Genomic DNA, 15214 nt, shown 5'->3' on the forward strand with positions numbered 1-15214 from the left:
ATTTCAAGGGATGATCGTGACGGGAACGCTTGATGCAGCCACCAACCGTCCGGTAACGCCACCAAACAAGCGCTCCTTCAAACCCCGTGCGCCCACCCGGCCCACAACGATCTGCGACGCACCATGTGTTTTGGCGACATCATCAAGGATGTCTGCCACATCACCGTGTTTGATGATCCCTTCGACTTTGTACCCTGCCGCTGTCGTTTCTTTTACAGCGGGGTCCAGCACGCGTTCACGGGCCATGGTCAGCTCTTCTTCGCGCCGTTTATGCCGCATTTCGTTTTCTTCCGGTGTCTGAAATGAAAACGGCGACCATTCGATCACATAACAAATGGCAATTGTGCAATCGCCGATTTGTTTGGCCTGAGCTTTGGCAAAATCCAGCGCGCGCGCGCCTGCATCTGACCCGTCCAGACCCACAACAATTGTGGTTTTTGACATATTTTTTTCCTGTTTTTTCACCGATACCGCGCGCACCTGAAATTGTGCAAACGCAATTCAGCGTCCCTCCCTACAATGAACTGATGTGATCAGACTCATCACAGGTTGTGATGAGCGTAACAAGAAGGTGAACAAGAAATCGACTGTTTTTTGACCTCCTGAAAGGTTATTCGACCTTTTTTGGGCAAATACCTAGTGATTTCGATAATTCACGCATCGCTATTGAGATTCGGCTTAACTGCCAAAGGCGTCACAGTGTCGCACTGCTTTATCTCTCCGGGCTTGACCACATTGGCGCACCAACCTCCATGTCCCCGCATCGCTGAATACCCACCCGGCCCCAGTGCCGCTTCCATACGACTGCACGGTGCGCAGATGGTGGTTATCTCCAAAACTGCCTGCCCAATCTGTAACTGGCGTCCCTTTAGGGCATTCAGATTTAGCCTGCTGATCACCAGCTCGCGCCGCTGAACCGATGCATCAATTGCCGGCTGATCCAACATGGCTCCGATGACAGGCAGATGTTCAGCCTGGATCAACGTCACCGCGTGCTTGCCCGGACGCCCATGATCTCCGACTATCCCATCCGCAGTAATGTCCGCGCGGGTGACTGAAACAGGGACCGCCAACCGTTCAGGCCGCAGTAATATCGCTTCGACACGACCGGGCTGCGCATACCTTTCGATGAGGGCATGAAGTTCACTCATCGCAGCGATTCAATCTCAATCTCCGGCAGGCGTTCCAATGGATAATTCGGATGCAGCCGCCAGATGAAATCAGGGTCTTCCTCCAGCGGTCGCAGCGTCCCACCCGGAAACGCGCGGGTCCGCAAAGCCAATACGATATCTGACAATACCGCAGGATTGCCCCTGAAATAGGAATGGCTGTCACCACTCGCTGTTTCTTCAACCCGAATGATATGAATCAACCCCTGTTTGCGCAGGCTCTGAACTTCGCCGGGCTTGAAATCTTCGTCTTCTGCCGCGCCAATGCGCGGATATTTGGTCAAATAGGATGACAACCGCAAAGCTATGTCATCCGGGTTTACATAGATATTCACCTGTTCAAAGGCCTCCGAGAACCGCTCAGACAACAACCGCTGACGCACGACCCCGACATCCAGATCAGGTGCGGCAAGAATTACGGTCCGTGCCATATCCGGTGATCCGGCCATCCTCGCGTTCAGGTTCACGATCTGTGATATAAAAGATCGGGGGTGACACCACCTGCAACTCAAGCCGCACCAGAGTGTCGGGATAATTCTTGCCATCCAGATACAAATTTGGCGGCTTGGCCAACTGCACCGCCAAGCTGCACGCCGCAACCCACAGCGTTATTAACGCGCCAATGAAAATTCGCCCCAAAGCTCTGCGTTGATCTTGTCCCATTGGCGCGATATTGCAGGGCAAAACCCCATTTGACCAGATCGGAACGAACCCATGGCCGCTTATCAATACGTTTACCACATGTCCGGTGTGTCCAAGACCTACCCCGGCGGCAAGAAGCTGTTTGAAAACATCCACCTGAACTTTCTGCCCGGCGTGAAAATCGGTGTGGTCGGCGTCAACGGTGCCGGTAAATCCACACTGCTGAAAATCATGGCAGGAATGGACAAGGATTTTCAGGGCGAGGCTTGGGCCGCCGAAGGGGCCAAGGTCGGCTATCTGCCCCAGGAACCCAAGCTTGATGAAAGCCTGACAGTGCGTGAAAACGTCATGCTCGGTGTGGCCCCCAAAAAGGCGATCCTTGACCGCTACAACGAACTGGCGATGAACTACTCCGACGAAACCGCCGATGAGATGGCCAAACTGCAAGACCAGATCGACGCCGACGACCTTTGGGACCTCGACAGCCAGATCGACGTCAGCATGGAGGCGCTGCGCTGCCCCCCCGATGACGCCAAAATTGCCGATCTGTCAGGGGGTGAGGCGCGCCGCGTCGCGCTGTGCAAACTCCTGCTCGAAGCGCCTGATATGCTGCTGCTCGATGAACCGACCAACCACCTTGACGCCGAAACCATCGCCTGGCTGCAACAGCACCTGATGGACTACAAAGGCACCATCCTGATCGTCACCCACGACCGCTATTTCCTCGATGACATCACCAGCTGGATCCTCGAACTGGACCGCGGCAAGGGCGTCCCCTACGAAGGCAATTATTCCGACTGGCTGGAACAAAAGGCCAAACGCCTCAGCCAGGAAGCCCGCGAGGACAAATCCAAACAGAAGACGCTGGAACGCGAACTCGAATGGATGCGTCAGGGGGCCAAAGCCCGTCAGGCCAAATCAAAAGCAAGGATCAAATCCTATAACGAGATGGCCGAAGTCTCCGAGCGCGAAAAACTCAGCCGCGCCCAGATCGTCATCCCCAACGGTCCGCGCCTTGGCAACAAGGTGATTGAGGTTGCGGGCCTCAAGAAACACATGGGCGACAAACAACTGATCGAAGACCTCAGCTTTGATCTGCCCCCCGGCGCCATCGTCGGGGTCATCGGCCCCAACGGTGCGGGTAAATCAACCCTGTTCAAAATGCTGACAGGTCAGGAAAAGCCCGACGCAGGCACCATCGAATATGGCGAAACCGTAGATTTGTCGTACGTCGACCAATCCCGCGATGACCTCAAACCCGACGACACCGTCTGGCAGGCGATCACCGGTGGTGCGGAAATCATCCAACTGGGCGACGCCGAAGTAAACTCCCGCGCCTATTGCTCGTCCTTCAACTTCAAAGGCGGCGACCAGCAGAAAAAGGTAGGCCAGCTTTCAGGCGGCGAACGCAACCGTGTCCACATGGCGCGGCTTTTGAAAGACGGCGGCAACGTCCTGCTCCTCGATGAACCGACCAACGACCTCGACGTCGAAACCCTGCGCGCATTGGAAGACGCGCTGGTAGATTTCGCCGGCTGCGCCGTTGTCATCTCCCACGACCGCTTCTTCCTCGACCGGATTTGTACGCATATCCTTGCGTTCGAAGGCGAAGCCCATGTGGAATGGTTCGAGGGCAACTTTGAGGATTATGAGGAAGATAAGAAGCGTAGGCTGGGGGCGGATGCACTTGAACCAAAGCGGTTGAAGCATAAGAAGTTCGTTCGATAAATCGCAAAGCGATTTTCGAACGGGTGCGAGGCAGCGTCCGCTCTTGCGGGCGCGTTCGCACTCAGTAGTGTTAGGGAACTGACGATGAAAGCTAAAGAGGTTGAAGTATAAGGGGTTTGTGAGGTGAATTGCTAAGATGAAATCGCAAACTCGCGTGCACGCGCTGTTTCAAACCCTTTGGAACAAGAAATTAAATAATCAGTGTCAGTATGTTGATGCTGATGGAGAGCGTTGCAAAACATCAGCAATAAAATCTCATACTGTTCAAAGAGGACGCGTTTTGGCATCTATAGCTGAAGATGGGCATGTCTTCGAAATCGGCATCCCCAAAAAGCAGTCTCCTTCGAAGGAAAGGACATTCCAAAAAGTCGGAGTAAATCGTGCATCTGTGTTTCCCGGATTCTGCAATTACCACGATACAATACTCTTCAGTTCGTCCGAAACGGGACAAGGAACACTGTCCTCATACGAAATGGCCCTTCTAGGTTACAGAAGCATCTGCCATGAGACCTTCAAGAAAGAACGAGCTGAGAGAGTATACTCAAATAGACAGTTTCTTTCCGCAATTGCCTCGGTCGATCTAGCCGCAAAAAGAAGTGCGGAAGCGCATCTGGAAGGCACTAGGCTCGCCATCAGAGATCTCACTAGACAGAAACAAGCTTTCGAAAACGCGATTCACACAAAGGACCTTTCGCGTCTGTACGGTACCGTTTTCACTCTAGCTGCGGAAATACCGCTCGCTTTTAGTTCTTCCTTCGCTCCAGAATACACGATTGATGGGGAGCTATTATTGCCAGAACAATATGGAAATTGGAACAGCGTAGGTGTATTTTGTGGAGCAATTAAGGAAAGGAACATCATGGGGTTCGTCGGACTACACGACAACGATGAACACGATATCTCTAAATTCTTCAAAAGCTTAGTGTCCGTTCCAATGAATCGGGTTGGAGGTTTGTCTCTTCATCTCGCTATTGAGCACGCCGAAAATACTTTTTTTCGGCCAAGTTGGGTAAGTAAACTTCTTCCAGAAATTAGAGAGGAGTTGCTCTCTCGATTTGCATCTGGAATTCCAGGAGAACCGAACTCACGAAAAGCAAACCTTGTCGGACAGTTTGATGTTATTAACGTCTCAGCATCGCAGAGGGATGATTTTTATCCATAACGAATTTCTACAACTAAAACTTCTAGAGGCAGGTGCTCATTAACACCAAAACTAAGAACACAACTCGAAGGCCATTTTGCAAAGCTCCACTGGACCTTTTCAGGCCGTAGAGGGCTGCAAGCCCCAGGGCGTGAAACGCGGGGCCTTTCAGCAGGGTGCTTCGCAATAAAGGTCCGGTACTAGTTCGGGGCTTCTCGCACGTGCGATACAACATACCGCTAACGCAAACGCCCCCGTCAAAACTCAATCCCCGCAGAATCATACCGCGAATACGCCTGAATATCGCGGACCTTTTCGTGCACATCCGCATCCATCTTCCATGACTTCTGCGTCGGGCGGCGGGTGTTGAACAGGTCTTTCAGCCGCCACAGATTGACCGGCAACAACACAATGTTCAAAATCAGAAACGGCGCGAGGTCGAGCATCGCAGCATAGCCAATGAACAATACGTTAGAGGTCAGCGCCAGCAGGCGCATCTTGATCTGGCTGCGACAGGCAAACGCCGCAATCAGCGCAACACCCGCCGCAACACCGATTGCGCCGATCACACTCATATCAATTTCTTTTGCGTCATCATCACGCCACTCTGGGATGCATAGGCGCATTCAATGCCACGCCTTCCCCCGCCACTCTCACCTGTGCCCCCGCTCCGCATCCCGTGCGTTCATCTCTTTTGACCGCGCCCGCAATGCCCGGTCAGCCGCACTTTGGCGATGCGTTAAGTTTTGGTCACGGCTTTGGTCATCAGGGACTCCGTCAAAGGTGTCCTGTGATCCTCGCTGATCCGGCAAAAACAAAGGTCGACCCCTGCGCATGGCGGGTATCGACGCAACACAGCCCCTCAAACGTCGGCGACAATCTCGCCTTTCATCTCGCCGGTCATCCGGGTCAAATCCTCGCGGTGAACCGATTTGCGCACCTCGTCGATCTTCAATTCGGCCGCATCCCGCGTTGCCTTGTCCGGCCATTCGGTGATCGCCGCTGATGTCCGGTCGCTGGTGCGCACCACGGTTACGCGGCTCGCCCCCATCGCCTTGAGCGCGGGCAAACGCTTTTTCTCAATCGCGTGCAATGACACATTATAATCCGTGCCATCCGCGATTTCCCAGGTGGTGATTGTGACATAGCGCATGGTATCCTCCAGTCCTTGTCAACATGCTCTATCTTAACCCTTTTTCGCTCAAAAAGACAGCATGTCCTGCGGGATCTACAGCCACGGGTCAGAACCGCAGTATCCTTGTGCAATTGAACAAATCACCCCTGACAGTCTAAAGCCGCACCGACGCCATAAATCCGCCCTATTCCTCCACTCTTAATGGATGAACCTTGGGGAGAGGATCTGAAACATGGCAATCATCGGCGTACTTCTTGGCGGAATCATTGGCTTCACAAGCTTCCTGATTTCCCTGTTGGCCTTCGACGCCAGCTTCGCCTCTGCCTGCGCGGTCTACATGGTGTCAGGCTGCGCCACAGCAGCACTGGTCATCATCATCGCGATGATCCCAGACCGCGCACAAGAGCCGAAGGGCCACGTCGCCTGATCCGCAAAAATCAGCCGAAAATCGCCCAACTGCCCGCAGCACTTGAACGAATCCCACTGAAGTGCCATATCAAACCCTGCAACGGTACACTATTTCGACCCACTGTCTCCCTAATACGGCGTCACGACTTCGAACTACGACCGAAAACGCCGAGCCATCGCACCTACGCGGATGGCATTAGAATGGAGACTACGGATATGGCTACTGGCACCGTAAAATGGTTTAACACAACAAAAGGCTTCGGCTTTATCGCACCCGATGGCGGCAGCAAAGACGTGTTTGTACACATCTCAGCTGTTGAGCGCGCTGGCCTGACAGGTCTGGCCGACAACCAGAAAGTGACGTTTGACATCGAAGCTGGCCGTGATGGTCGCGAATCTGCGACAAACATCGCACTGGCCTAAGCGCCTTCTGACCGGGCCTTGCGTCCGGTCTACACGAGAAGTTTACCGACCACTGTGCAACAGTGGTCGGTTTTTTTTCGCCGACGGGTTGATCTGTAAATAACACAAGTGAAAATAACGGCATCTGCAATCAATCATTATGGAGCATTATATGCGCCGCCGTACATTTTTGGCCTCCACCCTGGCCGCCGCTGCCCTTCCCCAACTCGTCTCCGCTCAATCTGCCGCTTATGATCCGACCCCGCGTGAGGTTTCGATCAAACGTCAGTACCAGCCGGGCCAATTGCTGATCCTGCCCCGCAGCCATTACCTTTATTACGTCACCGCCCCCGGCAAAGCCATTCGTTATGGCGTCGGCGTCGGCAAAGCCGGTCTGGAATTCACTGGTACCGCCAACATTCAGGTCAAGAAAGAATGGCCCACCTGGCGCCCAACGGACGAGATGATCGAACGTGATCCGGCCGCCTACAAGCGCTTCATCGGCAATACCGATGCGCAACCCGGCGGGCCCGGTAACCCTCTGGGTGCGCGCGCTCTTTATTTGTTCCAAAATGGCAGGGATACATTTTTCCGCATCCATGGAACCACCCAACCAAACACAATTGGCCGTTCAGTCTCCAATGGCTGTATCCGCATGCTGAATGAACATGTAATTGATCTTTATAACCGCGTGCCGGTTGGGACGGTTGTCACCGTTCTCTGATATGATCGTCAGACAAACAAAAAGGGCCGGTGTTTTCACCGGCCCTTTTTAATTGCGCAAACGCGGCTTTAGTTCAGCGCTTTGTCCGTGATCGCATGTGTCCACGCGCCCGTGGGTGCCTTTGAGATTACCGGATCAGATCCGCCAGACAGAAGTGACTCCACCGTGCGTTCATAATCCGCCTCAACCAGCGCGCCATTGCTGCCCGCTGTGAGTTTGGCCACTTCGCCCATCATGCGGCGCTGGTGTTTTTCGGTCTGCGCCCCGGACGCATCGTTTTCCAGAACGATATCCGCCGCTTCGTCCGGGTTTTCCTCGGCGTATTTCCAGCCCTTCATGGACGCACGCACAAAGCGGACCATTTTGTCTTCGAACGCCGGATCAGCCAGCTTGTCCTCCAGGACATAAAGCCCATCTTCCAGTGTTGCGACACCTTGATCCTCATACTTAAAGACCTGCAGATCATCAGGCGAAAGGCCCGCATCAATCACCTGCCAATATTCGTTATAGGTCATCGTTGACACGCAAGCGGCCTGCTTTTGCAACAGCGGATCCACATTGAAACCTTGCTTGAGAACGGTCACGCCGCCATCACTGCCATCGGTCGGAATGCCCAGCTTGCTCATCCAGCTCAGGAAAGGGAATTCGTTGCCAAAGAACCAGACGCCAAGTGTTTTACCTTTGAAATCATCCGTCGTGGCAACACCTGCATCCTTGCGGCAGGTCAGCATCATCCCCGACGATTTGAACGGCTGCGCAATGTTCACCATCGGCAGACCTTTTTCCCGCGCAGCCAAGGCGGCAGGCATCCATTCAACAGTCACATCAGCACCGCCGCCCGCCAGAACCTGGGTCGGCGCGATGTCCGGCCCGCCAGGTTTGATCGTGACGTTCAGGCCTTCTTCTTCGTAAAACCCCTTGTCGAGTGCGACGTAATATCCGCCAAACTGTGCTTGCGTAACCCATTTGAGCTGCAGCGTGACGTCATCCGCAGCATGCGCCAACGTCCCCCACAGACCCAGTGCGGCCCCAGCCGCGATTTTGGTGATGTTCTTCATTTTTTATCTCCCTCAGGTTGGTCGTTTCAGTATAGCTAACTTCTCTGGCTTGGGTGCCAGAATGTGACAGTCTTTTCGATCAGCGTCATCGCACCGTAAAATGCAGACCCCGCAATTGCTGCAACCACAATCTCGGCCCAGACGAGATCAAGCGCAAGCTGTCCCACAGAGGTTGAGATGCGAAACCCCATACCTTTGATCGGAGAGCCGAAAAATTCCGCAACAATCGCCCCGATCAAGGCAAGCGTTGTGCCAATCTTGAGCCCGTTAAAGATGAAGGGCATTGCTGCTGGCAAACGCAGCTTTAACAACGTGCGCCAATAGCCCGCCGCATAGGTCCGCATCAGATCACGCTGCATCGCATCCGACGCCTGCAACCCCTGCACAGTGTTCACCAACATGGGAAAGAACACCATGACCACAACTACTGCCGCCTTTGACTGCCAATCAAACCCGAACCACATGACAAGGATCGGGGCCATGCCGATCACCGGCAAGGCAGCCACGAAATTGCCTACAGGCAACAGCCCACGCTGCAAAAACGGAAACCGGTCGATCATCACTGCGATGAGAAACGCAGCACCACAGCCGATGGCATAGCCCGACATTGCCCCCTTGAGAACCGTCTGCACAAAATCGACCCAGAGGATATCCACTGAGTTGGCAAAGCGCACCGCGATGATGGATGGCGCGGGCAGCAAAACCTGGTTGATCGCAAAACCGCGCACCACGCCCTCCCAAACCGCCAACAGGGTCAGGCCAAACACAAAAGGCGCAGCCAGACCCGACCAGCGGGTCGGTTTTCTGCGCGCAAGCCAGATGTTGACGGCCATTCCGCCAAGCCACGCCAGAATGGCAAACAGCAGCCAACCCATCATGCCATCCCCATCCGCTTGAGCGTGATCCGTTGCACAATCCCGATGATCCCCACCAGTGCCGCCGCCAATGCCGCCGCCATGATCAGCGCACTCCAGATCTGGATGGTCTGACCATAATAGCTGCCTGCCAGCAGGCGTGCCCCGAGCCCCGCGACCGCACCCGTTGGCAACTCACCTACGATTGCACCGACCAATGATGCCGCCATGCCAATTTTGAGCGATGTAAAGAAATATGGCATCGAGGCAGGCAGGCGCAATTTCCAAAAGGTTTGCGCCTTGCTGGCGTGCCAGGTGCGCATCTGATCCAACTGCATCGCATCCGGTGATCGCAGCCCTTTGACCATGCCAACCACCACCGGGAAGAACGACAGATACATGCTGATCATCGCCTTGGGAAGCAAACCGGAGATGCCCACAGCATTGAGAACCACAATGATCATCGGTGCAATCGCAAGGATCGGAATTGTCTGGCTGGCAATGACCCAAGGCATCACACTCATGTCCATGGTGCGGTTAAAGACAATACCCACAGCCAGCAATATGCCCAAGCCGGTGCCAAGGGCGAAGCCAAGCAACGTCGCGCTGAGCGTGACCCAGGAATGATAGATCAACGACCGTTTCGACGTGATCTTTTTCTCAACCGTGGTGTCCCAAATTTCCCCCGCCACCTGATGCGGGGCCGGCAGCTTGGGTTTTTCCTGCGACCATGTATCGGCAATCAGCGTCCGCGTCGTCAGGACCTCGCCAGACCGCGTCGTCTTGTCATAGGCCCAGGGCGCATTGAGCCAAATCGCCGCAGCATACCAAAAGGCCAGCAAAAATCCGACAACAGTCAAGACAGGCAAAACAATGCGGATCATGCGATGGCCTCTGCTTCATTGTTCCACAAATACACAAATACCTGCACCCGCCTCAGGTGATGTTCTTTGTGTATTTTAAGAAAAATGAAAGAATTGAGTGGTCTAATGCCTCTGCGGTACAGGCTGGTGAGCCGATGGCCGTGAACGATGAAGCGGGACCTCGCCTCCCGACACAAACGGCGGAGCGGACCCGGGTGAGAGTGGGCATCCATGACCATCTGGGCCGCTTTAGCTTTCCTACACATCGCCATGTCCCGCGCGCAATCCTTCACGTACCCGGTGCGCCACGTCCAGGAACTCTGGTGTTTCGCGAATGTCCAAGGGGCGCTCACGGGGTAAGGGGCTGTCAATAATGTCCGTGATCCTTCCCGGTCGCGGGCTCATCACCACAATCTTGGTGCTCAGATAAACTGCTTCGGGAATTGAATGGGTCACAAACGCAATCGTCTTGCCGGTCCGGTCCCAGAGTTTCAGCAGTTGCTCATTCAGATGGTCGCGGACAATTTCATCAAGTGCGCCGAACGGTTCATCCATCAACAGAATATCAGCGTCAAAACTCAGCGCCCGCGCGATGCTGGCGCGCTGTTGCATGCCGCCTGACAATTGCCATGGAAATTTCTTTTCAAATCCTCCCAGCTCAACCAATTCCAAGACCCGGGCAACACGCTCTGCCTGTTCCGCGCGGGGGATGCCCATGATCTCAAGCGGCAGCCGAATGTTGCCAGCAATCGTCCGCCATGGGTAAAGACCTGCGGCCTGGAATACATAGCCATAGGCGCGGGCCATGCGCGCCTCTTCCGGGCTGACGCCGTTCACACGCACGCTGCCTCCCGTGGGTTGTTCAAGGTCCGCCATCACCCGAAGAAAAGTCGTCTTGCCGCACCCCGACGGACCGATAAAGCTGACAAAATCGCCCGATGCAATGTCCAGATTCACATCTTTGAGCGCATGGATCGGGCCATCGTTTGTCTCAAAGGTAAGGTCCAGGTTTTTGGCGCTGATCACGCTCTTGTCGTCGTTCACAAAATTCTCCTTGGCCGGGCCATGCACCGACGTGGTACCGACGTCATACAGCGTTAAATCCCCGCCGGAATATTGAGCGGGTCACGCTGAATCATCTTCGGGCTGGTGAGTGTCTTCCATTTGCTCAACGCAACATTTGCGGACGGGAACGCCGGGCGTGGGATGAACTTACCTCGCCCAGGATTGGGTTGCGAATTCTGGCCCCAGGCCCAGATCACTTCCCCCCGGCTCAGGGTATAGCGGCTTTGGGCGTTGACCTTGAAGCCCTCAAACACATTGTAATCTAACACAGAATGGTGGTTTGTGGGGCTGATCGTTTTGCTGATCTTTGGGTCCCACACCACGATGTCCGCATCTGCACCTTCAACGATCGCGCCTTTGCGCGGATAGATATTGAGGATCTTGGCGACATTGGTAGAGGTTGCCGCGACGAACTCATTTGGCGTCAGACGGCCCGTTTCGACCCCTTCTGTCCAAAGCACGGCAAGTCGTTCTTCCAACCCGTTGGACCCATTGGGAATGATCCGAAAATCATCCCGGCCCGCGCGTTTCTGCTCGGTATTGAACGCGGCGTGGTCGGTTGCCACAACTTGCAATGATCCCGCCTGCAAGCCCGCCCACAGGCTGTCCTGGTGGTCTTTTGACCGGAACGGCGGCGACATCACGCGACGCGCGGCATGGTCCCAATCCTTGTTAAAGTACTCGGACTCATCCAGCGTCAGAAACTGGATCAACGGCTCGCCGTAAACCCGCATCCCCTTTTGCCGCGCCCGCCGGATCGCCTCGTGCGTCTGTTCGCAGGACACATGCACGATATAAAGCGGCACCCCCGCCGTGTCTGCAATGGTGATCGCCCGGTTTGCTGCCTCGCCTTCTAACTCAGGCGGCCGGGAATAGGCATGCCCCTCTGGCCCGGTGATCCCCTGATCAAAATATTTCTGCTGCAGCTCCGCAACCAGGTCGCCGTTTTCAGCATGCACCATCGGCAGCGCACCCAGTTCGGCGCAGCGTTTGAAAGACGCGAACATTTCGTCGTCCTCAATCATCAAAGCACCCTTGTAAGCCATGAAATGCTTGAACGAATTGACGCCCATTTCAACGGCATCTTTCATCTCGTCAAAAACGTTTTCGTTCCAACCGGTGATTGCCATGTGGTAACCGACATCCGAACAGATCTGCGGTGCCGATTTGCGGTGCCATTCGTTGATCGCGTTTTTGATGGATCCATCAGCCCCCGGCAGACAGAAATCCACCACCATTGTGGTGCCCCCGGCCGCCGCTGCCCAAGTGCCACTTTCGAATGTCTCTGCCGCCGTCGTCCCCATAAAGGGCATTTCCAGATGGGTATGCGGATCGATCCCGCCGGGGATCACATAGGCCCCTTCCGCGTCGATATATTCGTCGCCTTTCAGGTCTTCGCCGATCTGTTTGATCGTCTCACCCTCGATCAGAACGTCCGCTTTCCAAGTGCGATCCGCAGTGCAGACCATCCCGCCTTTGATGACTTTGGTCATGTGGTTTCTCCTTCTTTGGTCCATGCATGGGCCACGTTTAGAACATCACAAAAGGTGATGGCGACAAGCATTGCGTAAACGCGAAAAGCGTCAGGCGATTGCAGGGTACTTCCCACGGTAATTTCGCCCAAATCGTTCGATATACGCCCCAGCATCTGCTCAACTGCAATGTCCGGCCATGCTAAAAATAGTATGTAAGCGACGGAGATGATCAGAAAAACGGTAAATGATTTGAGCAGATGCAACAGCAGGGCACCCAAAACAGCAAATGCTAAGAACCAATGCTCGGTCATCGTATCAAAGGTTCTGAACACAAAGGCATTAAGCATATTCTCGGAGGCCGCCCAAAACGTATAGGCGCTCAATGCAAACACCCCAGCGGTGAAATTGACCGAAAATTTCTCGGATAACCTACTCATCTGAGGTCCTTCTTAGCATCTGCCGTCACCCTACAACCTCCGCCGTCTCGACCACTGCGTGCATCAACACATCTGTCCCCGCCATGGCCCAATCTTTGGAAATCTCTTCGGCCTCATTGTGCGATAACCCATCGACACAAGGACACATCACCATCGCCGTGGGAGCCACACGGTTGATCCAGCAGGCATCATGCCCGGCACCGGAGATCAGGTTCATATGAGAATATCCCAACCGCTCCGCCGCCGCGCGCACCGCACTCACACAGCCTTCATCAAAAGCCACCGGATCAAAGCCACCGACCTTTTCAAATTCGATGCCCAGCCCCATGTCATCCGCGATCCTTTGCGCGTCGACACGTAACCGCGCCTCCATGTCTTCGATCACGCTCAACTCAGGCGACCTAAAATCAACGGTAAAAACCACCTTGCCGGGGATCACATTGCGCGAATTGGGATAGACATCGATGTGCCCTGCCGCCCCCACAGCGTGTGGCGCGTGGCTCAGCGCGATCTCGTTCACCTTGTCCAATATCCGCGCCATCCCGAGGCCCGCGTCATGGCGCATCGGCATCGGCGTTGACCCGGTGTGGCTGTCTTTGCCGGTTACTGTCACTTGGGTCCAGGACAGCCCCTGCCCGTGCGTGACCACACCAATGTCCTTGCCTTCGGCTTCCAGTATTGGGCCTTGTTCAATGTGCAATTCAAAGAACGCATGCATCTTGCGGGCACCGACTTCTTCTTCACCGCGCCAGCCAATGCGGCTCAATTCATCGCCAAATTTCTTGCCCTCAGCGTCTGTCCGATCATACGCCCAATCCTGTGTATGAATGCCCGCGAACACCCCGGATGACAGCATCGCGGGCGCGTAGCGCGTGCCTTCTTCGTTGGTGAAGTTTGTGACAACAATCGGGTGCTTCGTCTTGATCCCCAGATCATTCAGGGTACGGATAATTTCCAGCCCGCCCAAGACACCCAAGACTCCGTCATATTTGCCCCCTGTAGGCTGCGTATCCAAATGCGATCCGACATAAACCGGCAGCGCATCCGGGTCCGTGCCCTCGCGCCGCGCAAACATATTGCCCATCTGGTCCAGACCCATCGAACACCCGGCATCCTCGCACCATTTCCGGAACAGGGCGCGCCCCTCACCGTCTTCATCTGTCAATGTCTGGCGGTTGTTGCCGCCTGCAACACCCGGTCCGATCTTGGCCATTTCCATCAGGCTATCCCACAACCGATCTGGATTGATTTTCAGGTTCTCTCCGGGCGCGGACATGGCTGGCTCCTTTGGCGGGTATCTTGCAGAAATTTTACCATTTGGTAAATCCACGATTGCGGTTAGGCTGCGCACTGTCAAGAACTGCTTTGGCGAGGATGCCTGAAATCAAAGCACATTAAACGGAGAATGCATTTGCCCGATGGCACCCCCAAGAAACCAAGCCGTATCCAGAAGCGCAACCGCCGCGTTATTCTGGATGCAGCATTGGAAGTGTTTTCGCGGCATGGTTATCGCGGCGCAACGCTGGACCTTATTGCCGCAGAGGCCGGGTTGAGCAAACCCAACATCCTTTATTATTTCGGCGGCAAAGAAGACATTCATGTCACGCTTCTGAGCCAGCTGATGGAAACCTGGCTGGACCCTTTGGTTGAGATGAACCCCGACGGTGACCCCGTCGAAGAAATTCTGGCCTATGTACAGCGCAAGCTTGATATGGCGCGTGATTTGCCGCGCGAAAGCCGTCTGTTTGCTGGTGAAATCCTGCAAGGAGCACCGCGCATCGAACCAGAGCTTCATGCCAGCCTTAAGCCGCTTTTTGATGAGAAATGCGCGTTGATTTCGCGCTGGATCAGTAACGGGGTTTTGCCACCGCTTGATCCGCAACATCTGATCTTTTCGATCTGGGCCACAACCCAGCATTATGCTGATTTCGAGTCTCAGGTGCGGATTCTACTTGCACCCGAAACAGATGGTTATGACGGCGCATCCAAGCATCTGGCGGTAATGTTCCGCAGCATGCTTACGCGATCGTAAACCGTTAACCATCCCTTAAATTACATGGACGCGTTAAGACTTTGTTGAGGTCTGCACCTCAATCTTTCTCTGGGTGGCGGG

General features: G+C 54.7%; 19 protein-coding genes. 6 read left to right on the plus strand and 13 right to left on the minus strand.

Features of this window, described 5'->3' with window-relative positions:
• Positions 1 to 3: 3 nt before the first annotated feature.
• The 4 genes from C1J02_RS17070 to C1J02_RS21205 all read right to left on the minus strand — a co-directional run bounded on the left by C1J02_RS17070 (position 4) and on the right by C1J02_RS21205 (position 1742).
• Positions 4 to 444 (minus strand): universal stress protein, encoded by a 441-nt coding sequence (locus C1J02_RS17070; RefSeq protein ID WP_114880677.1) that lies wholly within the window; start codon positions 442 to 444, stop codon positions 4 to 6.
• A gap of 209 nt (positions 445 to 653) precedes the next feature.
• On the minus strand, positions 654 to 1151 hold the full coding sequence (locus C1J02_RS17075) for an MOSC domain-containing protein (protein WP_114879652.1): 498 nt from the start codon (positions 1149 to 1151) through the stop codon (positions 654 to 656).
• Positions 1148 to 1600 carry an alpha/beta hydrolase gene (locus C1J02_RS17080; RefSeq protein ID WP_254693143.1) on the minus strand — a complete coding sequence of 151 codons (453 nt, stop codon included), beginning with the start codon at positions 1598 to 1600 and terminating at the stop codon, positions 1148 to 1150. Before C1J02_RS17080 ends, C1J02_RS17075 begins: the two co-directional genes overlap by 4 nt.
• Positions 1569 to 1742 carry a hypothetical protein gene (locus tag C1J02_RS21205; RefSeq protein WP_254693144.1) on the minus strand — a complete coding sequence of 58 codons (174 nt, stop codon included), beginning with the start codon at positions 1740 to 1742 and terminating at the stop codon, positions 1569 to 1571. Before C1J02_RS21205 ends, C1J02_RS17080 begins: the two co-directional genes overlap by 32 nt.
• Positions 1743 to 1883: 141 nt before the next feature.
• Between C1J02_RS21205 and ettA the strand changes: the two genes are divergently transcribed.
• Both ettA and C1J02_RS17090 read left to right on the plus strand, forming a co-directional pair.
• Positions 1884 to 3539, plus strand: a complete 1656-nt coding sequence (gene ettA / locus C1J02_RS17085; protein ID WP_114879654.1) for an energy-dependent translational throttle protein EttA — start codon at positions 1884 to 1886, stop codon at positions 3537 to 3539.
• A 136-nt stretch (positions 3540 to 3675) separates the two neighbouring features.
• Entirely contained in the window at positions 3676 to 4701 is a 1026-nt protein-coding gene (locus tag C1J02_RS17090; RefSeq protein ID WP_162798363.1) for a hypothetical protein, read from the plus strand.
• A 236-nt stretch (positions 4702 to 4937) separates the two neighbouring features.
• Here C1J02_RS17090 and C1J02_RS17095 read toward each other — a convergent pair whose 3' ends face one another.
• Both C1J02_RS17095 and C1J02_RS17100 read right to left on the minus strand, forming a co-directional pair.
• The gene (locus C1J02_RS17095; RefSeq protein WP_114879656.1) at positions 4938 to 5306 is read right to left on the minus strand and encodes a hypothetical protein; all 369 of its coding nucleotides are present in this window, start codon (positions 5304 to 5306) and stop codon (positions 4938 to 4940) included.
• Positions 5307 to 5542: 236 nt separating this feature from the next.
• Positions 5543 to 5833, minus strand: coding sequence for a hypothetical protein (locus C1J02_RS17100; RefSeq protein ID WP_114879657.1), 291 nt, complete (start codon positions 5831 to 5833; stop codon positions 5543 to 5545).
• 214 nt (positions 5834 to 6047) lie between these two features.
• Here C1J02_RS17100 and C1J02_RS17105 point away from each other — a divergent pair, with 214 nt between their 5' ends.
• From C1J02_RS17105 to C1J02_RS17115, 3 genes are all read left to right on the plus strand, one after another.
• Positions 6048 to 6242 carry a hypothetical protein gene (locus C1J02_RS17105; protein WP_114879658.1) on the plus strand — a complete coding sequence of 65 codons (195 nt, stop codon included), beginning with the start codon at positions 6048 to 6050 and terminating at the stop codon, positions 6240 to 6242.
• A gap of 197 nt (positions 6243 to 6439) precedes the next feature.
• Positions 6440 to 6646 (plus strand): cold-shock protein, encoded by a 207-nt coding sequence (locus tag C1J02_RS17110; protein WP_007117950.1) that lies wholly within the window; start codon positions 6440 to 6442, stop codon positions 6644 to 6646.
• A 151-nt stretch (positions 6647 to 6797) separates the two neighbouring features.
• Positions 6798 to 7349, plus strand: a complete 552-nt coding sequence (locus C1J02_RS17115; protein WP_114880678.1) for a L,D-transpeptidase — start codon at positions 6798 to 6800, stop codon at positions 7347 to 7349.
• A 68-nt stretch (positions 7350 to 7417) separates the two neighbouring features.
• Here C1J02_RS17115 and C1J02_RS17120 read toward each other — a convergent pair whose 3' ends face one another.
• The 7 genes from C1J02_RS17120 to C1J02_RS17155 all read right to left on the minus strand — a co-directional run bounded on the left by C1J02_RS17120 (position 7418) and on the right by C1J02_RS17155 (position 14377).
• A complete protein-coding gene (locus C1J02_RS17120) occupies positions 7418 to 8407 on the minus strand; it encodes an ABC transporter substrate-binding protein (protein WP_114879659.1) in 990 nt (329 codons plus the stop codon).
• 35 nt (positions 8408 to 8442) lie between these two features.
• Positions 8443 to 9282, minus strand: coding sequence for an ABC transporter permease (locus C1J02_RS17125; RefSeq protein ID WP_114880679.1), 840 nt, complete (start codon positions 9280 to 9282; stop codon positions 8443 to 8445).
• Positions 9282 to 10145, minus strand: coding sequence for an ABC transporter permease (locus tag C1J02_RS17130; RefSeq protein WP_114879660.1), 864 nt, complete (start codon positions 10143 to 10145; stop codon positions 9282 to 9284). Before C1J02_RS17130 ends, C1J02_RS17125 begins: the two co-directional genes overlap by 1 nt.
• Positions 10146 to 10382: 237 nt before the next feature.
• Complete coding sequence (locus tag C1J02_RS17140; RefSeq protein WP_114880680.1) at positions 10383 to 11168, minus strand: ABC transporter ATP-binding protein; 786 nt, start codon at positions 11166 to 11168, stop codon at positions 10383 to 10385.
• 53 nt (positions 11169 to 11221) lie between these two features.
• Positions 11222 to 12682, minus strand: a complete 1461-nt coding sequence (gene hydA, locus C1J02_RS17145; protein ID WP_114879662.1) for a dihydropyrimidinase — start codon at positions 12680 to 12682, stop codon at positions 11222 to 11224.
• Positions 12679 to 13047, minus strand: coding sequence for a hypothetical protein (locus tag C1J02_RS17150; RefSeq protein ID WP_162798364.1), 369 nt, complete (start codon positions 13045 to 13047; stop codon positions 12679 to 12681). The genes hydA and C1J02_RS17150 overlap by 4 nt, the downstream gene beginning before the upstream one ends.
• A 79-nt stretch (positions 13048 to 13126) precedes the next feature.
• Positions 13127 to 14377 carry a Zn-dependent hydrolase gene (locus C1J02_RS17155; protein WP_114879664.1) on the minus strand — a complete coding sequence of 417 codons (1251 nt, stop codon included), beginning with the start codon at positions 14375 to 14377 and terminating at the stop codon, positions 13127 to 13129.
• Between the two features lie 135 nt (positions 14378 to 14512).
• On the opposite strand from C1J02_RS17155, the gene C1J02_RS17160 reads away from it, so the two are divergent.
• On the plus strand, positions 14513 to 15133 hold the full coding sequence (locus tag C1J02_RS17160) for a TetR family transcriptional regulator C-terminal domain-containing protein (protein ID WP_114880681.1): 621 nt from the start codon (positions 14513 to 14515) through the stop codon (positions 15131 to 15133).
• Positions 15134 to 15214: the final 81 nt, after the last annotated feature.

Origin of the sequence: Sulfitobacter sp. SK011, from assembly GCF_003352065.1 — a bacterium.
In the GTDB taxonomy this organism is placed as follows: domain Bacteria; phylum Pseudomonadota; class Alphaproteobacteria; order Rhodobacterales; family Rhodobacteraceae; genus Sulfitobacter.

What these genes read in the sequence shown, in the direction of transcription:
- C1J02_RS17070 (WP_114880677.1), bottom strand. Translation starts at nt 444, where the DNA reads ATGTCAAAAACCACAATTGTTGTGGGTCTGGACGGGTCAGATGCAGGC.
- C1J02_RS17075 (WP_114879652.1), bottom strand. Translation starts at nt 1,151, where the DNA reads ATGAGTGAACTTCATGCCCTCATCGAAAGGTATGCGCAGCCCGGTCGT.
- C1J02_RS17080 (WP_254693143.1), bottom strand. Translation starts at nt 1,600, where the DNA reads ATGGCACGGACCGTAATTCTTGCCGCACCTGATCTGGATGTCGGGGTC.
- ettA (WP_114879654.1), top strand. Translation starts at nt 1,884, where the DNA reads ATGGCCGCTTATCAATACGTTTACCACATGTCCGGTGTGTCCAAGACC.
- C1J02_RS17090 (WP_162798363.1), top strand. Translation starts at nt 3,676, where the DNA reads ATGAAATCGCAAACTCGCGTGCACGCGCTGTTTCAAACCCTTTGGAAC.
- C1J02_RS17095 (WP_114879656.1), bottom strand. Translation starts at nt 5,306, where the DNA reads ATGCGCCTATGCATCCCAGAGTGGCGTGATGATGACGCAAAAGAAATT.
- C1J02_RS17100 (WP_114879657.1), bottom strand. Translation starts at nt 5,833, where the DNA reads ATGCGCTATGTCACAATCACCACCTGGGAAATCGCGGATGGCACGGAT.
- C1J02_RS17105 (WP_114879658.1), top strand. Translation starts at nt 6,048, where the DNA reads ATGGCAATCATCGGCGTACTTCTTGGCGGAATCATTGGCTTCACAAGC.
- C1J02_RS17110 (WP_007117950.1), top strand. Translation starts at nt 6,440, where the DNA reads ATGGCTACTGGCACCGTAAAATGGTTTAACACAACAAAAGGCTTCGGC.
- C1J02_RS17115 (WP_114880678.1), top strand. Translation starts at nt 6,798, where the DNA reads ATGCGCCGCCGTACATTTTTGGCCTCCACCCTGGCCGCCGCTGCCCTT.
- C1J02_RS17120 (WP_114879659.1), bottom strand. Translation starts at nt 8,407, where the DNA reads ATGAAGAACATCACCAAAATCGCGGCTGGGGCCGCACTGGGTCTGTGG.
- C1J02_RS17125 (WP_114880679.1), bottom strand. Translation starts at nt 9,282, where the DNA reads ATGGGTTGGCTGCTGTTTGCCATTCTGGCGTGGCTTGGCGGAATGGCC.
- C1J02_RS17130 (WP_114879660.1), bottom strand. Translation starts at nt 10,145, where the DNA reads ATGATCCGCATTGTTTTGCCTGTCTTGACTGTTGTCGGATTTTTGCTG.
- hydA (WP_114879662.1), bottom strand. Translation starts at nt 12,682, where the DNA reads ATGACCAAAGTCATCAAAGGCGGGATGGTCTGCACTGCGGATCGCACT.
- C1J02_RS17155 (WP_114879664.1), bottom strand. Translation starts at nt 14,377, where the DNA reads ATGTCCGCGCCCGGAGAGAACCTGAAAATCAATCCAGATCGGTTGTGG.